This is a genomic window from Maritimibacter harenae (genome assembly GCF_009882975.1).
Classification (GTDB): Bacteria; Pseudomonadota; Alphaproteobacteria; order Rhodobacterales; family Rhodobacteraceae; genus Maritimibacter; species Maritimibacter harenae.
The window spans coordinates 96,236-111,805 of record NZ_WTUX01000011.1; the positions used below are offsets into that span (position 1 = coordinate 96,236).

Genomic DNA, 15,570 nt, shown 5'->3' on the forward strand with positions numbered 1-15,570 from the left:
GGGGTTTGATACCGATTGGTACAGAGACCCGGACGTGACCGGGCTCCTAGGGAGGAAAATATGAAGAAGACACATGTTGCGCTTGGCGCATTGCTTGCAGCTCTCGCCCCCGCGGCCCTGACCGCGCAGGAGGTGACGCTCCGCCTGTCGCACTGGGTGCCGCCCACCATCTCGCCGGCCACCAAGGGCATCCAGCCCTGGGCGGAATCGGTGATGGAGGCGTCCGACGGCCGGATCCAGATCGATATCTACCCGGCCCAGCAGCTTGGCCGCGCGCCGGACCACTACGACATGGCCCGCGACGGGATCGTCGACCTGTCCTACGTGAACCCGGGCTACACCGCCGGCCGGTTCCCGATCTACGCGCTGACCGAAGTGCCGTTCATGGCCGACGACAGCGTGGGCGGCGCGCAGGCGATCCACGAGTGGTACGCGGAATACGGCGCCGAGCAGGAAATGGGCGACGTGAAGGTGTGCTTCGTTCACCCGCACGCGCCGGGTGCGTTCCACAGCCAGGTCGACGTGACGAGCCCCGATGACGTGAAGGGCATGAACGTGCGCCCGGCGCACGCCACGATGGCCCGCTTCGTGTCGCTTCTCGGCGGCGGCCCCGTCCAGGTGCCCGCGCCGGAAGTGCGTGAAGCGCTCTCGAAGGGCACCGCCGAAGCCGTGACCTTCCCGTGGGGGTCGATGTACGACTTCAACCTGACCGATGAAGTGCCGGTCCACCTCGACATGCCGTTCTACCTTTCGGCACAGGTGCTCGTGATGAACGAGTCGAGCTACGAGAGCCTTTCGGACGAGAACAAGGCCGTGATCGACGATCACTGCACGCCCGAATGGTCCGGCCGCGTGGCACAGGGCTGGTACGACGACGACATGGCGGCGAAAGAGAAGCTGATGGCGGACGACAGCCAGACCTTCAACACGCCGACCGAGGAAGAGGTCCAGGCCTGGATCGACGCCGCCGCGCCTCTGACCGAGGAGTGGAAGGAAGCCGTGTCGGCCAAGGGCCACGACGCGGACGCGATCCTCGCGGCCTACAAGGAAGCGCTCGCGAAGTACGACGCCGACTACTGAGGCAACGTGGCAGGGCGCGCGGCGCCCTGCCCATTCCGCTGCCGGGCGGCCCCCGGCCAAAGCCCCGGGTGTATTCGCCGCGCGGCTGCGCTATGACCGCCCTGCACGTGAAAACAACGAGGGAGCGGCACAGGTGAAACTCTACGATTACTGGCGATCCTCGGCGAGCTACCGGCTGCGCATCGCGCTCGGGCTGGCCGAACTGGAATGGGAGTCGGTGCTGGTGGACCTGACCACCGGGGCACAGACCACGCCGGAGCACCTGGCGGTCAATCCGCAGGGCCTGGTCCCGGCGCTGGAGATCGACGGGCAGATGCTGACCCAGTCGCTCGCCATCCTCGAATACCTCGACGAGACGCGCGAACTGGGCTTCCTGCCCAAGGACGCGCTGGGACGCCACCGGGTGCGGGCGTTGTCCTACGCCGTGGCGATGGAGATTCACCCGGTGTGCAACCTGCGCGTCGCCCGCCACGCCGTCCAGGCCTCGGACGGGGCGATCACCATGCAGGGCTGGATGCAGCACTTCATCGCGCCGGGGCTCGCGGCGGTCGAAGAGATGCTGGACGGCGGTGATTTCTGTTACGGCGACGTGGTGACGATGGCCGACATCTGCCTGATGCCGCAGATCTACAACGCCGACCGCTGGGAGGTCGACCTGACCCCCATGCCGAAGATCCGCCGGATCGCGGAGAACCTGTCCGAAATCCCCGCCTTCGCGGCGGCCCATCCGGACCGCAGCCCGCGCTGATCTGGCTCAGGACGTCGCCTGCGCCTCGATCGCGGCCATGAGGTCGTCGATGGAAGGGCGCGGGTGACGCTCGAGGAATGCCGTGGTCGCGGCGCGGGCGCGCGCGCCGGGCCAGTCGGGGCCCAGGAGCCGGTCGGGCAGCACCCCGTGGCGCAGCCTGAGCCGGCGCCAGTGGTGGAAGGCCAGGAGCCGGCGCACGGTGGCCTCGAGCAGGTCGTCGGGCGGGGTGCCCAGCGTCTCCACCGTTTCGGCCAAAGCCGTGTAATCGGCCAGCGCCTCGGGCGCGACGATCACGTCGCAGATCCAGTCCGGGACGCGGTCACGGTCGACCTCGGCCACCAGAAGCTCGCGGGAAAGCTCTTCGAGCGGCCCCGCCACGATGGCGGCGCGGGTGTGGGCGAAGGCGGCCTCTTCGGGCAGCATGTCGCCGAAATCCTGTGTCGAGAGACCCGGGGCGGGCAGGGCGACGTAGACCGGGCCCGGCTCCGGCGGCATCGAGGGGTAGACGACCGGGCGCACGGCTTCGGTCCTCAGCCGCCCCTCCGGGGTCAGCGCGTAGGACGACACGCGCCCGTCGCGCTCCGCCTCGATCCAGCCGTCGCGCTTGAGCCGGTGCAGCGCCACGCGCAACGCCTGGTTCGTGATCCCCATCGGCGCGACGAGGCGCGTGAGCAGCGGCCCCCCGATCCGGTCGCCGGGGCTGCGGCACAGGTCACCCATGATCGTGACCACGATGGACCACACCTTGAGCGGTCCGAGCGCGATCAGGCGGTCGATGGGGGCGTTGGCGGACATGGGGCGAGGGTAGCCCCGCCCCGTCCGGTGCTCAATAGGCGTTCATCGTCAGAAGTTCGTATTCCGCCACAAGCGCGTCGTCCTGGTTCAGGATCGTCACGTGCCAGCGCACCTCGCCATACTCGTCGGTGCGGCGGGTCTTCTTCTTCACGGTGAGCTTGACGTGAATGCTGTCGCCTGCCGGAACCGGCTGCATGAAGCGCAGGTTGTCGAGCCCGGTGTTGGCCAGAACCGGCCCCTCGTTCGGCTCCACGAAGAGCCCCGCGGCGAAGCTCAGAAGCAGGTAGCCGTGAGCCACGCGGCCCGGGAAGAACGGGTTCCGCTTGGCGGCTTCGTCGTCCATGTGGGCATAGAACGTGTCGCCGGTGAACTCGGCGAAGTGCTCGATGTCGTCGAGGGTCACTTCGCGCGGGTCGGTGACGATCGTCTCGCCGATCTGGAGCTCGGTGAAGGTGCGGGTGAAGGGATGCGCGGGCGCGGGCTTCTCCTCGGCCCCCGGCACGAACTGCTGGCCGATGGCCTGCAGCATGTCGGGCGAGCCCTGGACGGCGGTGCGCTGCATGAAGTGCATGACGCCCCGGATGCCGCCCATCTCTTCGCCGCCGCCGGCGCGGCCGGGGCCGCCGTGGACCATGTGGGGCAGGGGCGCGCCGTGGCCCGTGCTTTCCTTCATCGAGGTGCGGTTGTTGATGTAGATACGACCATGATAGGCGCCCACGCCCATCGCCACGTCGCGCGCCACTTCACCGTCATTGGTGATGAGCGACACGACGAGCGAGCCCTGGCCGCGATTGGCCAGTTCGACGGCGTGGTCGAGGTCACGGTAGCCCATGATGGTCGAGACCGGGCCGAAGGCTTCTGTCTCGTGGACCTTGGTGGCCTTGTCCGGGTCGGCGCAACGGAAGAGCATCGGCGGCAGGAAAGCGCCTTTCTCGCGGTCGGCGCCCACCACCTCGAAATTGTCGGGGTCGCCGATGACGCGCTCGGCCTCGGTCTCGAGGATCGCGATCTTCTCGAGCACGTCGGCCCGCTGGCCGGTGGAGACGAGCGCGCCCATGCGCGTGCCCTCGGCCGCCGGATCACCGATCACGTTCTTCGCGAGCCGTTCGCGCAGGGCGTCGATCACGGCCTCGACCTGGGCTTCGGGGGCGATGATGCGGCGGATCGCGGTGCATTTCTGCCCCGCCTTCACCGTCATCTCGCGCTGCACTTCCTTCACGAAGAGGTCGAATTCCGGCGTGCCGGGTTCGGCATCGGGCCCCAGGATCGAGCTGTTGAGGCTGTCGGCCTCCGCCGTGAAGCGCACGGCGTTCTCGAGGATGGCGGGGGTCGAGCGCAGCTTGAGCGCGGTGTCGGCCGAGCCCGTGAAGCTCACCACGTCCTGGCAGGTCAGCCGGTCGAGCATGTCGCCGGTGCCGCCCGCCACGAATTGCAGCGCGCCCTCGGGCAGAAGCCCGCTTTCCAGCATCAGGCGCACGCAGAGCTCGGTGACATAGGACGTGGCGGTCGCCGGTTTCACGATCGCGGGCATGCCGGCCAGCAGGGTGGGCGCGAGCTTTTCGAGCATCCCCCAGACCGGGAAGTTGTAGGCGTTGATGTGGAGCGCGACGCCCTGCATCGGCGTGCAGATGTGCTGCCCCTTGAAGGTGCCGTGGCGCGAGAACTGCTCCACGTCGCCGTCGAGGTAGACATGCCCGTCCGGCATCTCGCGCCGCCCCTTGGAGGCGAAGACGAAGAGCGTGCCGATGCCGCCGTCGATGTCGAACCCGTGGTCGCCCTGCGTGGCGCCGGTCGAGAAGGAGATGTCGTAGAGCTTCTGCTTGTGCTCGGTCAGGTACTGTCCGAGCGCCTTGAGCATCTTGGCGCGTTCGTGGAAGGTCATCTTGCGCAGGGCGGGGCCGCCGATGTTGCGCGCGTGGTCGAGCATCGCCTGCACGTCGAGCGCGTCGTTGCCCGCGCTGGCGATCACTTCGCCGGTCACGGCGCTCGCGATGTTGCGCGCACCTGCGCCCGGCTTCACCCATTCGCCAGCGGCATAGCTGGACACGTCCATGAGGCTCATGGTCATCCTCCCTTTTTCGCGTTTCCGCACGAGTCGCGGTCAAGAACATTATTGACCGACCAGTCGGTTTAAGCAAGTATTGCGCAACACCAAGGGAGGAGTCGATGAGCGATACCGTGCTCGTGGACCGGCAGGACGGCTGGGTGGAAATCACCCTCAATCGTCCCGACCGGCTCAACAGCTTCAACGAAGAAATGCACATGGCCCTGCGCGAAGCGCTCGACGGGGCCGCCAATGATGCCCGCGCGGTTCTTCTGACCGGGGCGGGCAAGGGCTTCTGCGCCGGGCAGGACCTGGGCGACCGCGATCCGCGCAAGACCGACAAGATCGACCTCGGCTATACCGTGCGCACCTTCTGGGCGCCGCTGGTGCGCCAGATCCGCGCGCTCGAGATGCCGGTGGTCTGCGCCGTGAACGGCGTGGCGGCCGGGGCGGGGTCCTCGTTGTCGCTCGCCTGCGACATGGTCATCGCCTCCGAGAAGGCAAAGTTCATCCAGAGCTTCGCCAACGTGGGCCTGATCCCGGACACCGGCGGCTCGTTCTCGCTCACCAACCTGGTGGGGCCGGCCCGCGCCCGTGGCCTCGCGCTCACCGCCGAGCCACTGCCGGCAGCCAGGGCCGAAGAGTGGGGCATGATCTGGAAGTGTCTGCCCGAGGACGATTTCCTCGCCGCCGCGCGCGAGCAGGTGGCGAAATTCGCCAAGGGGCCGACGTTCGGCTACGCCCAGACCAAGAAGGCGATCCAGGCGGCCGAGACGAACACGATGGACGCCCAGCTCGACCTCGAAGCGGAGCTCATGTTCCAGTGCGGCCTGTCGCCCGACTACGCCGAGGGCGTGGGCGCCTTCCTCGACAAGCGCAAGCCGGCCTTCACCGGGGAGAAGCCGCAATGACGCCGCGCGAGCGCGCCCAACGGTCCTGCCAGGCGATGTGGGGCAACGACCAGTCGTCGAAGTGGTTCGGCATGGAGCTGGGCGAGGTCGACGAGGGCAAGGCGACCATGACGCTCCAGGTCATGCCGCATCACTGCAATGGCCACGCGATCTGCCACGGCGGCGTGATCTTCGCGCTGGCCGACAGCGCCTTCGCCTTCGCCTGCAACAGCCGCAACCAGAACACCGTGGCCCAGCACAACATGATCTCGTTCCTGGCGCCGGGCAAGGAAGGCGACCTTCTGACCGCCGTGGCCGAAGAGACCTACATCAAGGGCCGCTCCGGCATCTACGACATTCACGTCACCAACCAGGACGGAACCCGTATCGCCGAGATGCGCGGCATGTCGCGCGCCATCCCCGGCACCCTTTTCGAGGAGGAGGAAAAACAATGAAGGACCTGACCCCCGACCGCGCCACGCTCGACCCGATCGAGATCGCCTCGATCGACGAAATCCGCGCACTCCAGCTCGAGCGCCTTAAGTGGTCCGTGCGCCACGCCTACGACAACGTGCCGATGTACAAGGAACGGTTCGAGGCGGCCGGCGTGCACCCGGACGACCTGCAGCAACTCTCGGACCTCGCCAAGTTTCCGTTCACCTACAAGAACGACCTGCGCGACAACTACCCCTTCGGCCTCTTCGCCGTGCCGCGCGACCAGATCCGCCGCGTGCACGCCTCCTCGGGCACGACCGGCAAGCCGACCGTGGTGGGCTACACCGAAACCGACCTGTCCAACTGGGCCGACCTCGTCGCGCGCAGCCTGCGCGCCTCGGGCGTGCGCCCGGGTGACATCGTGCACAACGCCTATGGCTACGGTCTCTTCACCGGCGGTCTCGGCGCGCATTACGGGATCGAACGCCTCGGCGCGACCGTGGTGCCGGTGTCGGGCGGCATGACAGAGCGGCAGGTGACGCTGATCCAGGACTTCGAGCCGAAGGCGATCATGGTCACCCCCTCCTACATGCTCAACATCCTCGAGCAGTTCCACAAGCAGGGGCTCGACCCGCGCGAAAGCTCGCTCCAGGTCGGCGTCTTCGGGGCCGAGCCGTGGACGGACTCCATGCGCAAGGAGGTCGAGGACGCCTTCGATATGCACGCCGTCGATATCTACGGCCTGTCCGAGATCATGGGACCGGGCGTGGCGAACGAATGCGTCGAGACGAAGGACGGCCCGGTCATCTGGGAGGACCACTTCCTGCCCGAGATCATCGACCCGGAATCGGGCGAAGTGCTGCCGGACGGCGAGCTGGGCGAACTGGTCTTCACCACGCTCACCAAGGAAGGCCTGCCGATGATCCGCTACCGCACCCGCGACCTGACCCGGCTTCTGCCCGGCACGGCGCGCACCATGCGGCGGATGGAGAAGATCACCGGGCGCTCGGACGACATGATCATCCTGCGCGGCGTGAACGTCTTCCCGACCCAGATCGAGGAACAGGTGCTGGCCACCGGCGGCATCACCGCGCATTTCCAGATCGAGCTCTACAAGTCGGGCCGCATGGACGGGATGCGCGTCTACGTCGAGGCGGCCGAGGATTCCACCGACGAAGCCTCGAAGACCGCCGCCGCACGCATGCTCACCAAGCGGATCAAGGATGTCGTGGGCGTCTCGACCGAGATCATCGTCGGCGACCCCGGCGCCGTGGCGCGCAGCCAGGGCAAGGCGCAGCGCGTCGTCGACAACCGGGGGAAGGGCTGATGGCAGCCCGCTCCATCGCCCGCGATCACGACGAGAAACGCAGCCAGATCCTTCTGGCTGCGGCCAAGGTCTTCGCGACCGAGGGCTACGACCGGTCCTCTATGACCCGGCTGGCCGAGGAATGCGGGATCTCGAAGGCGAACATCTACCACTACTACCCGTCCAAGGAGACGCTGCTTTTCGACATCCTCGACAGCCACCTGCGCGCCCTGCGCGACCGGGTCGTCGAGCTGGACCTCAAGGGCCTGATGCCGGATCAGCAACTGCGGGCGGTGGTGCGGGAAATCATGCTCGCCTACGAGGGCTACGACTACAAGCACCGCATCCAGATGAACGAGATGGCGCTTCTGCCCGAGGAGCAGCAGAAGGAGCTGCGCGACCTGCAGCGGGACCTCGTGCGCTTCGTCTCCGACATCGTCGCGCATGTCGCCCCGGAGCGCTTCGAGGGCGACGCGCCCAAGCTGCGCGCGGCGACGATGGCGCTCTTCGGCATGCTGAACTGGTATTTCACCTGGTCGGGCAAGGCCGGGCCCGCAGAGCGGGAAGCCTATGCCACGCTGGTGTGCGACATGACGCTTGGGGGGCTGCACGCGGTGTGACCACCGCGTGCCGCGCTCAGGCCGGTTTCAGCCCGAAATTCTTCAGGATCGGCGCGACGCGCGCCTCCCATTCCGCTTTCAGGGCGGCGTTGTCGGTGCGGCGCAGGCCCATCGACTTAAGCTGTTCCAGCCGTCCGGCATCGCCGATCCCGAAGCTCACCGCGACGCGGGGCATCCAGTAGTCGACGCTGGCCTGCAGGTCGGCCCCTTCGTCGGCCAGCACGGCCACGCCTTCCTCGGCCAGTTGCGCGTGGTGACGCTCGGTGGCGAGGATGTCGCGGAAGGCTTCCGACAGCGGCTGGTAGCTTACGTCCTTGAGCTCTTCGAGCTGGACGCAGACCGCGTTGCCCATGAGCAGGTTCATCACGACCGAGTCCGCCCAGCCGGTGAACGGGTAGTTGAACACGGCGAGCCGCATGTCCTGCTCGATCCGGGTGGCCCCGATGTCGGCGTTGCGGTCGAGCCGGGTGTCCCACGGGTGCTGGCGCACGTAGCGGTCCGTGTCGGCGCCGAATTCACCCATGAGCGTGAGAACGCGGTCGGCGTTGTCCAGCTTCTCGGCCACGATCCGGGCGGCCGCGCCGCGCGCCTTGATGCCCGGGGCCAGGTTGATCGCGTCGGCGAAGCCTGCCGCACCGGCGAGGTTCGAGTCCACGAAGGTGGCCATCAGCTTGAGCAGCTCCGCGCGGTAGCGCGGGGGCACGTTGGCGGGGGAGGTGAGGCGGCCACCTTGCTCAAGGTAGTCGCTCAGCGTCATTTCCGCGAAATCACTGGTCATAATCCACCACCACCTTGTCGGTCACCGGGAAGGATTGGCAGGAAAGGACATAGCCCTTCTCCACCTCGTAATCTTCGAGCGCGTGGTTCGTCACCATTTCGACTTCGCCCTCGAGCACGCGGCAGCGGCAGGTCGAGCAGACCCCCGCCTTGCAGGCATAGGGCGCGTCGAGATTCTCGGCCCGCGCGGCATCCAGCACGGAGAGCTGCTTCGAGGCGTCGACCGTTCGCGTGGCGCCGTCGAGCGTGACGACGATCTGCGCCTCGTTCGCGGTCTTGCCCGCTTCCTTGGAAATCACCCGCTTGGCGAGCCGCCCGGGCTGCGCGGAGGCGAAAAGCTCGAACTTGATCTGGTCCTCGGCAAGCCCCTGCGCCTTCAGCCCCGCGGCGATGCCCAGCATCATGGGCTCGGGCCCGCAGATGAAGGCGGTGTCGGTCGCCTCGGCGTCGAGGAAGCCCGCGCGGAAGAGCTGGCCCACTTTCTCCTCGGTGACGAGCCCGGTGAAGAGGTCGATCTCCTGCGCGTCCGTCTCGAGCACGTGGATCACCGACAGGCGGCCCATGTAGGTGTTCTTGAGGTCTTCCAGCTCCTCGCGGAACATGATGCTCGCCACGCCCTTGTTGGCGTAGACCAGCGTGAAGGTCGAGCGCGGCTCGCGTGCCAGCGTGGTGCGCAGGATGGACAGGACCGGCGTGATGCCCGAGCCGCCTGCGAAGCCGATGTAGTTCTTGCCGGCCGACGGGTCGAGCTCGGTGTGGAACCGGCCCATCGGGGGCATCGCCTCGAGCACGTCGCCGACCTTCAGGTCCTCGTTGGCGAAGGTCGAGAACGCCCCGCCGTCGACGCGCTTGATCCCGACCTGGAGCACGCCGTCGTCCTTGCCCGCGCAGATCGAGTAGGAGCGGCGAAGCTCCTCGCCGTCGAAGTCGCGCCGGAAGGTCAGGTACTGGCCCTGGATGAAGTCGAACGCCTCGGGGTCGTCCTTGGGTTTAAGCGTCACCACCACCGCGTCGCGGATGGTTTTCTGTATGTCGGTGACTTCGAGTTCGTGGAAGCGTGCCATCCGCACCTCCTCAGATGCACTTGAAATAATCGAAGGGCTCGAGGCAGTCCTTGCACCGCCATTGCGCCTTGCAGGGGGTCGAGCCGAACTGGCTCAGTTTCTCGACGTTGGTCGACCCGCAGTGCGGGCATTTGTCCGGTCCGCCCGCCGGTTGCGGCGGGGCGATCCCGTATTCCTCGAGCTTGCGCCGGCCCCGTTCGCTCATCCAGTCCGTGGTCCAGGCGGGCGAAAGCTGGCGCTTGAGCTCGATCTTCTCCAGCCCGTGTTCGCGCAGCGCGGTCTCGATCTCCATGTTGATGAGCGAGGTCGCGGGGCAGCCGGAATAGGTGGGCGTGACGGTGACGACGCAGGTGTCGCCGTCCCAACCCACGTTCCGGATGATCCCGAGATCAGTCAGCGTGATCGCCGGGATTTCCGGGTCGGGAATGGTGTCGAGCCAGTCCCACACCTGTTCTGTCGACGGGTGGGCCATCGGCTCACCACTCCTGCCCCGGATAGGCGCGCTGAAGCCACTGCATCTGGGTCAGGATGTGCCCCAGGTGCTCGGTGTGCATCCGCCCGTCCTTGCCGGAGCCGCGGTGGCCGAAATGCGCCTCGGGCACTTCGAGCGTGGCCTCGGCCAACGCGCCACGGACCTCGGCGTTCCAGGCGTCCTGGAGCGACTTGGGGTCCGGGATCACGCCCGCCTTCGCCATCTCCTCGTCGACCTCGTCGGTGATGAAGAGCTCCTGGGCGTAGGGCCACAGGATGTTCAGCGCGTCCTGAATCCGGCGATGGCTTTCCTCGGTGCCGTCGCCAAGCCCGATCACCGTGCCTTCCGAACGTTCGACGTGGTAGGCGGCTTCCTTCGCGGCCTTCTCGGCGATCTCGGCGATGCGCGTGTCGGTGGACGTCTTCATCGCTTCGAGGTTGAGGCGGTTGAACACGTCGAACAGGTATTGCCGCATGATCGTCTGGCCGAAATCGCCGTTGGGCAGCTCGACCAGGAGCACGTTGCGGAAGTCCCAGGCGTCGCGCAGGAAGGCGATGTCATCGGCCGAGCGGCCCTTGCCCTCGACCTCGCCCGCGTATTCCAGCCAGAGCGACGTCTGCCCCAGCAGGTCCAGCGCCGTGTTGGCCAGCGCGATGTCCTCTTCGAGCACCGGGGCGTGGCCGCACCACTCGCTCACGCGGTGTCCGAGGATGAGCGCATTGTCTCCGAGCCGCAGGAGCGCCTCGAACTTCGGGTCCGATTTTTGGGTCATTACATGTGCCCCACTTCGTCCGGAATGTCGTAGAAGGTCGGGTGGCGGTAGATCTTGGACTCGGAGGGCTCGAAGATCGGCCCCTTGTCGCCCGGCGCGGTGGCCGTGATGTGGGCGGCTTCCACCACCCAGATCGACACGCCTTCGTTGCGCCGCGTGTAGACGTCGCGCGCGTTCTTGATCGCGGTTTCCGCGTCAGGGGCGTGCAGGCTGCCCACGTGACGGTGGCTCAGGCCGTGCTGACCGCGAATGAAGATTTCCCAGAGGGGCCATTCCTTGCTCATGTCCGTCGTCCTTACTCTGCGGCCACTTTGCTGGCGCGTTTCTTCTCGGCGTGGGCCAGCAGGCCTTCACGCACCCAGGCGCCGTCGTCCCACGCCTTGCGGCGTGCTTCGAGGCGGTCGTTGTTCACCGGGCCCGCGCCCTTGAGCACGTCGAAGAACTCGTCCCAGTCCGGTTCGGCGAAGTCGTAGCCACCCTTTTCCTCGTTCCATTTCAGCGTCTCGTCCGGAATGGTGAGGCCCAGGTACTCGGCCTGCGGCACGGTCTGGTCGACGAATTTCTGGCGCAGCTCGTCGTTGGTGTTGATCTTGATCTTCCAGGCCATCGACTGCTCGGAGTGGACCGAGTTGGCGTCGGAGGGCCCGAACATCATCAGCGAGGGATACCAGAAGCGGTTCAGCGCATCCTGCGCCATGCGCTTCTGCGCCTCGGAGCCTTTCGCCATCTTCATCATGATGTCGTAGCCCTGGCGCTGGTGGAACGACTCCTCCTTGCAGATGCGGATCATCGCACGCGAGTAGGGGCCGTAGGAGGTGCGCTGAAGCGGCACCTGGTTCATGATCGCCGCGCCGTCCACGAGCCAGCCGACCGCGCCGATGTCGGCCCAGGTCAGGGTGGGGTAGTTGAAGATCGACGAGTACTTCATCTTGCCCGACAGAAGCATTTCGGTCATCTCGTCGCGCGAGATGCCCAGCGTCTCGGCCGCGCAGTAGAGGTAGAGGCCGTGGCCCGCCTCGTCCTGCACCTTGGCGAGCAGGATCATCTTGCGCTCCAGCGTCGGCGCACGGGTGATCCAGTTGCCCTCCGGCAGCTGGCCCACGATTTCCGAGTGCGCGTGCTGTCCGATCTGGCGGATCAGCGTCTTCTTGTAGCCCTCCGGCATCCAGTCGCGCGGTTCGATGCGGATGTCGGCATCGACCTTCTCCTGGAAATGGCGCTCTTCCGGCTCCATTTCCTCGAGCGACTTCACGCCCTTGCCGGTGGATTTGACCATTTGTGCATACATGTCTTGGTCCTCCTCTGCGCGCCTAGGCGCGTTCGATGATCATCGCGGTGCCCTGGCCCACGCCCACGCACATCGTGCACAGAGCGTAACGCCCACCGCGGCGTTTGAGTTCGTAGGCCGCCGTCAGCACCAGCCGCGCGCCGGACATGCCGAGCGGGTGGCCGATGGCGATGGCGCCGCCGTTGGGGTTCACCCGGTCGTCGTCGTCCGCCACGCCCAGTTCCCGCAGGGTGGCAAGGCCCTGGGACGCGAAGGCTTCGTTCAATTCTATCACATCCATGTCGTCGATGGTGAGCCCGGTCTTGGCCAGCACCTTGCGCGTGGCGGGAACCGGCCCGATGCCCATGACGCGGGGTTCGACGCCGGCGGCCTGCATCGCGACGACGCGGGCGATCGGGGTCAGCCCGTGGGCCTTCACCCCGGCCTCCGAGGCCATCAGGATCGCCGCGGCCCCGTCGTTCACGCCCGAGGCGTTGCCGGCGGTGACGGTCAGGTCGGGGCCGTTCACGCCCTTGAGGCCCGCGAGCTTCTCGGCCGAGGTGCCCGGGCGGGGGTGTTCGTCGGTGTCGACGATCACCGGGTCGCCCTTGCGCTGCGGCACGCTGACGGGAACGATCTCGTCGGCGAAGCGCCCGGCTTCCTGCGCCGCGGCCCATCGGGCCTGCGAGCGGGCGGCGAAAGCGTCCTGATCTTCGCGGCTTACGGCGTAATCTTCAGCCACGTTGTCGGCGGTTTCCGGCATCGAGTGCGTGCCGTACTGGTCCGCCATCTTCTTGTTCACGAAACGCCAGCCGATCGTGGTGTCGTAGACCGCGTTGGACCGCGAAAAGGCGCTCGTGGCCTTGGGCATCACGAAAGGCGCGCGGCTCATGCTCTCGACGCCGCCCGCGATGGCGAGGTCGTAGTCGCCGGCCTTCAGGCCCCGCGACGCCATGCCGACCGCGTCCATGCCGGAGGCGCAGAGCCGGTTCACGGTGGTGCCGGGCACCTCGGTGGGCAGACCTGCGAGCAGCGACGCCATGCGCGCCACGTTGCGGTTGTCCTCGCCCGCCTGGTTCGCGTCGCCGAAGATCACGTCATCGACCTTGGTCCAGTCCACGCCGGCGTTGCGCGCCATCAGCGCAGCAATCGGGATCGCGGCCAGGTCGTCGGTGCGAACCGACGAAAGCGCGCCGCCGTAGCGGCCGATCGGCGTGCGCTGCGCGTCACAGATAAAGGCGTCGGACATGGTACCTCCCGTTTCGTCACGGTCTATTCCCGACCGCATGGTCGAGATAAGCCCTGCCGTGATTCGACGCAAGGGAAATGTTACGCACGGATGCGTGTTTCCGAAATCCTGTAACGTTTGGTGGCCGGCGCGGGGTCAGCGGCCGGGCAGGGCGGCGAGGAACCGGGCCATCGCGTCGACCGCGCGACCCATGTCCGCCGCGCTCGCATGTTCCTCCGGCACATGGCTCACCCCGCCGTCGCAGCGCAGGAAAAGCATCGCGATGGGGCAGAGGTCCGCCATCGCCGAGGCGTCGTGCGTGGCGCCCGAGGCAAGTTCGACGCCCGCCTCTCCGGTCCCTGTCGCCGCCTCCACGAGCGCGGCACGCAGGCCCGCGTCGCAGGGCTGGGCGGGCTGGTGATAGGTGCGCGTCATCTCGAGCGACAAGCCCCAACGGTCCGCGATCCGCTTCGCCTTGTTGGCCAGCATCGAGCCCGCCGCTTCGCGTTGGCGGTCGTCGGGAGACCGGATCTCGAGCGTGAGGCGCGCCTCGCGCGGGACGGCGTTGACGACGTTGGGCGAAATGTCGAGCTGTCCCACGGTGACGCGCAGTTCGCCTTCTTCGCGCCCGGTGTGATGGGCGAGGGTCACGAGCTCGCTCGCCCCCACCAGCGCATCCGCACGCGCCCGCATCGGAAGGGTGCCGGCATGGCCGGTCTCGCCGGTGAAGGTGACCGAATGACGCTCGATCCCGCAGATCGCCGTCACGACGCCAAGCGCCTGCTCGCACTGTTCCAGGACGGGGCCCTGTTCGATATGCGCCTCGAGGTAACCGATCGCCTCGGACGGGTCGCGTGCGAGGGCTGGGATGTCGTCCGGGGTCAGACCGAAGCCGGTCATGGCCTCGCGCAGCGTGGTGCCGTCGCGGTCGGCCAGCTCCAGCACGGCCGGATCGAACGTGCCTGCCAGCGCCCGCGGCCCCATGAGCGCCGTCGGAAAGCGCACGCCTTCCTCGTCGGCGAAGGCCAGAACCTCGACCGCGAAGGGCAGGGTGACGCCGTCCTGTGACAGCTTCTCGACCGCGAGACAGGCCAGCACGACGCCCATGATCCCGTCGAACCCGCCGCCTTCGCGCACGCTGTCCTGGTGCGAGCCAAGGTAGAACGTGCCGGGCCCGGTGCCCTCCTTGCGCCCGACGAGCGTGCCTGCGGCGTCGAGGGTGGGGGACAGCCCGGCGGCCTCCATCCAGCCCCTGATCTCGGCAAGGGCCGCGCGGTGTTCGTCGGTGAAGGGCAGGCGGGTCACGCCCGGTCCCGGCTCGGAACAGGCGGCGATCCGGGTCAGTCGGTCGGCGGCGCGCGTTCCCCAGTCAGTCAAGGGTGCGCTCCGGGTTGTCCAGTGTCGGCACCTGGTGCGCCCAGAACTGGTATTCGCCCGAGGTGGCGCGCTCCAGCAGGTCGGCAAGGTCGGTGAGCGGGTCTTCGGAATAATCGATCCGCAAGGTCAGCGGCGCGCGGTCGCGCCCGACGACCAGGAGCGCGGCCGAGAAGAGCCCCCGGGAATCGCTGCCCGCCGCCTGCGCGGCGATCAACCCTTCGAGCAGGCGGTGGGGCAGGTCGCCCGAGGCGCCGAGGAAACCGTCGACGAGCGCGGGGATTACGTCGACGGACGAGAGCAGGTTGCCCGCCGCCACGCCGCCGTCGAAGAGCATGTCCGCGATCTCGGGTCCGTTGGCGGAGCCCGAAAAGGCCGCGCCCGGCCCGGAGAGTCCGAGCGCCGAGAGCTGGCGCGCGTCGCGCCCGCGATCGGCCCCCGTGATCCGGGTCACGGCATCCGTCGCGCTTTCGCCCTCCGCCAGTGCGGTGATCGCGGCCTCGCCCCAAAGGGTCGAGGGCGAAGCGCCCTGGCTGGCCGAAAGCCCCGCGTCAGCGCGTCCGCGCAGCACCCAGCCGCCGACGCAGAGCGACCCCGTGGCCGCCGCGCCGCCCATGAGCCCCGTTGCGGGATCGCGTGCGAGTATGGAAAAGGTCATGAAGTCTCCAGCATGACCCGACAATTATCATGAAAAATTG

General features: G+C 67.6%; 17 protein-coding genes. 6 read left to right on the top strand and 11 right to left on the bottom strand.

Going from position 1 to position 15,570, the window contains the following annotated elements; genetic code table 11:
• The first annotated feature begins 60 nt into the window (after positions 1–60).
• Complete coding sequence (locus GQE99_RS07150; RefSeq protein WP_161350919.1) at positions 61–1,080, top strand: TRAP transporter substrate-binding protein; 1,020 nt, start codon at positions 61–63, stop codon at positions 1,078–1,080.
• Positions 1,081–1,213: 133 nt separating this feature from the next.
• Positions 1,214–1,828: a maleylacetoacetate isomerase gene (gene maiA, locus GQE99_RS07155; protein ID WP_161350920.1), complete on the top strand. Its 615-nt coding sequence runs from the start codon at positions 1,214–1,216 to the stop codon at positions 1,826–1,828.
• 6 nt (positions 1,829–1,834) lie between these two features.
• Here maiA and GQE99_RS07160 read toward each other — a convergent pair whose 3' ends face one another.
• Positions 1,835–2,623, bottom strand: a complete 789-nt coding sequence (locus GQE99_RS07160) for a PaaX family transcriptional regulator C-terminal domain-containing protein (RefSeq protein ID WP_161350921.1) — start codon at positions 2,621–2,623, stop codon at positions 1,835–1,837.
• 31 nt (positions 2,624–2,654) lie between these two features.
• The gene (gene paaZ / locus GQE99_RS07165; RefSeq protein ID WP_161350922.1) at positions 2,655–4,685 is read right to left on the bottom strand and encodes a phenylacetic acid degradation bifunctional protein PaaZ; all 2,031 of its coding nucleotides are present in this window, start codon (positions 4,683–4,685) and stop codon (positions 2,655–2,657) included.
• Positions 4,686–4,789: 104 nt separating this feature from the next.
• On the opposite strand from paaZ, the gene paaG reads away from it, so the two are divergent.
• The 4 genes from paaG to GQE99_RS07185 are packed head-to-tail and all read left to right on the top strand — an operon-like array spanning position 4,790 to position 7,918.
• Complete coding sequence (gene paaG / locus GQE99_RS07170; protein ID WP_161350923.1) at positions 4,790–5,578, top strand: 2-(1,2-epoxy-1,2-dihydrophenyl)acetyl-CoA isomerase PaaG; 789 nt, start codon at positions 4,790–4,792, stop codon at positions 5,576–5,578.
• The gene (gene paaI, locus GQE99_RS07175) at positions 5,575–6,012 is read left to right on the top strand and encodes a hydroxyphenylacetyl-CoA thioesterase PaaI (RefSeq protein ID WP_161350924.1); all 438 of its coding nucleotides are present in this window, start codon (positions 5,575–5,577) and stop codon (positions 6,010–6,012) included. Before paaG ends, paaI begins: the two co-directional genes overlap by 4 nt.
• Positions 6,009–7,319, top strand: coding sequence for a phenylacetate--CoA ligase PaaK (gene paaK, locus GQE99_RS07180; RefSeq protein ID WP_161350925.1), 1,311 nt, complete (start codon positions 6,009–6,011; stop codon positions 7,317–7,319). The genes paaI and paaK overlap by 4 nt, the downstream gene beginning before the upstream one ends.
• Positions 7,319–7,918 (top strand): TetR/AcrR family transcriptional regulator, encoded by a 600-nt coding sequence (locus GQE99_RS07185; protein WP_161350926.1) that lies wholly within the window; start codon positions 7,319–7,321, stop codon positions 7,916–7,918. Before paaK ends, GQE99_RS07185 begins: the two co-directional genes overlap by 1 nt.
• 16 nt (positions 7,919–7,934) lie before the next feature.
• Here the strand turns inward: GQE99_RS07185 and GQE99_RS07190 are convergent, their stop codons facing one another.
• The 9 genes from GQE99_RS07190 to GQE99_RS07230 all read right to left on the bottom strand — a co-directional run bounded on the left by GQE99_RS07190 (position 7,935) and on the right by GQE99_RS07230 (position 15,530).
• Complete coding sequence (locus tag GQE99_RS07190; RefSeq protein WP_161350927.1) at positions 7,935–8,696, bottom strand: Phenylacetic acid catabolic protein; 762 nt, start codon at positions 8,694–8,696, stop codon at positions 7,935–7,937.
• On the bottom strand, positions 8,686–9,759 hold the full coding sequence (locus GQE99_RS07195; protein WP_161350928.1) for a 2Fe-2S iron-sulfur cluster-binding protein: 1,074 nt from the start codon (positions 9,757–9,759) through the stop codon (positions 8,686–8,688). The genes GQE99_RS07190 and GQE99_RS07195 overlap by 11 nt, the downstream gene beginning before the upstream one ends.
• A gap of 10 nt (positions 9,760–9,769) precedes the next feature.
• Positions 9,770–10,231, bottom strand: a complete 462-nt coding sequence (gene paaD, locus GQE99_RS07200; RefSeq protein ID WP_161350929.1) for a 1,2-phenylacetyl-CoA epoxidase subunit PaaD — start codon at positions 10,229–10,231, stop codon at positions 9,770–9,772.
• A 4-nt stretch (positions 10,232–10,235) separates the two neighbouring features.
• Positions 10,236–11,003, bottom strand: coding sequence for a 1,2-phenylacetyl-CoA epoxidase subunit PaaC (gene paaC, locus GQE99_RS07205; protein ID WP_161350930.1), 768 nt, complete (start codon positions 11,001–11,003; stop codon positions 10,236–10,238).
• Positions 11,003–11,287, bottom strand: coding sequence for a 1,2-phenylacetyl-CoA epoxidase subunit PaaB (gene paaB, locus GQE99_RS07210; RefSeq protein ID WP_161350931.1), 285 nt, complete (start codon positions 11,285–11,287; stop codon positions 11,003–11,005). Before paaB ends, paaC begins: the two co-directional genes overlap by 1 nt.
• A gap of 11 nt (positions 11,288–11,298) precedes the next feature.
• Positions 11,299–12,291, bottom strand: coding sequence for a 1,2-phenylacetyl-CoA epoxidase subunit PaaA (gene paaA, locus GQE99_RS07215; protein WP_161350932.1), 993 nt, complete (start codon positions 12,289–12,291; stop codon positions 11,299–11,301).
• 22 nt (positions 12,292–12,313) lie between these two features.
• Positions 12,314–13,519, bottom strand: a complete 1,206-nt coding sequence (pcaF, locus tag GQE99_RS07220; protein WP_161350933.1) for a 3-oxoadipyl-CoA thiolase — start codon at positions 13,517–13,519, stop codon at positions 12,314–12,316.
• 135 nt (positions 13,520–13,654) lie between these two features.
• A complete protein-coding gene (locus GQE99_RS07225) occupies positions 13,655–14,875 on the bottom strand; it encodes a Zn-dependent hydrolase (protein ID WP_161350934.1) in 1,221 nt (406 codons plus the stop codon).
• Positions 14,868–15,530 (bottom strand): DUF1028 domain-containing protein, encoded by a 663-nt coding sequence (locus GQE99_RS07230; RefSeq protein WP_161350935.1) that lies wholly within the window; start codon positions 15,528–15,530, stop codon positions 14,868–14,870. The genes GQE99_RS07225 and GQE99_RS07230 overlap by 8 nt, the downstream gene beginning before the upstream one ends.
• Between the last annotated feature and the right edge of the window lie 40 nt (positions 15,531–15,570).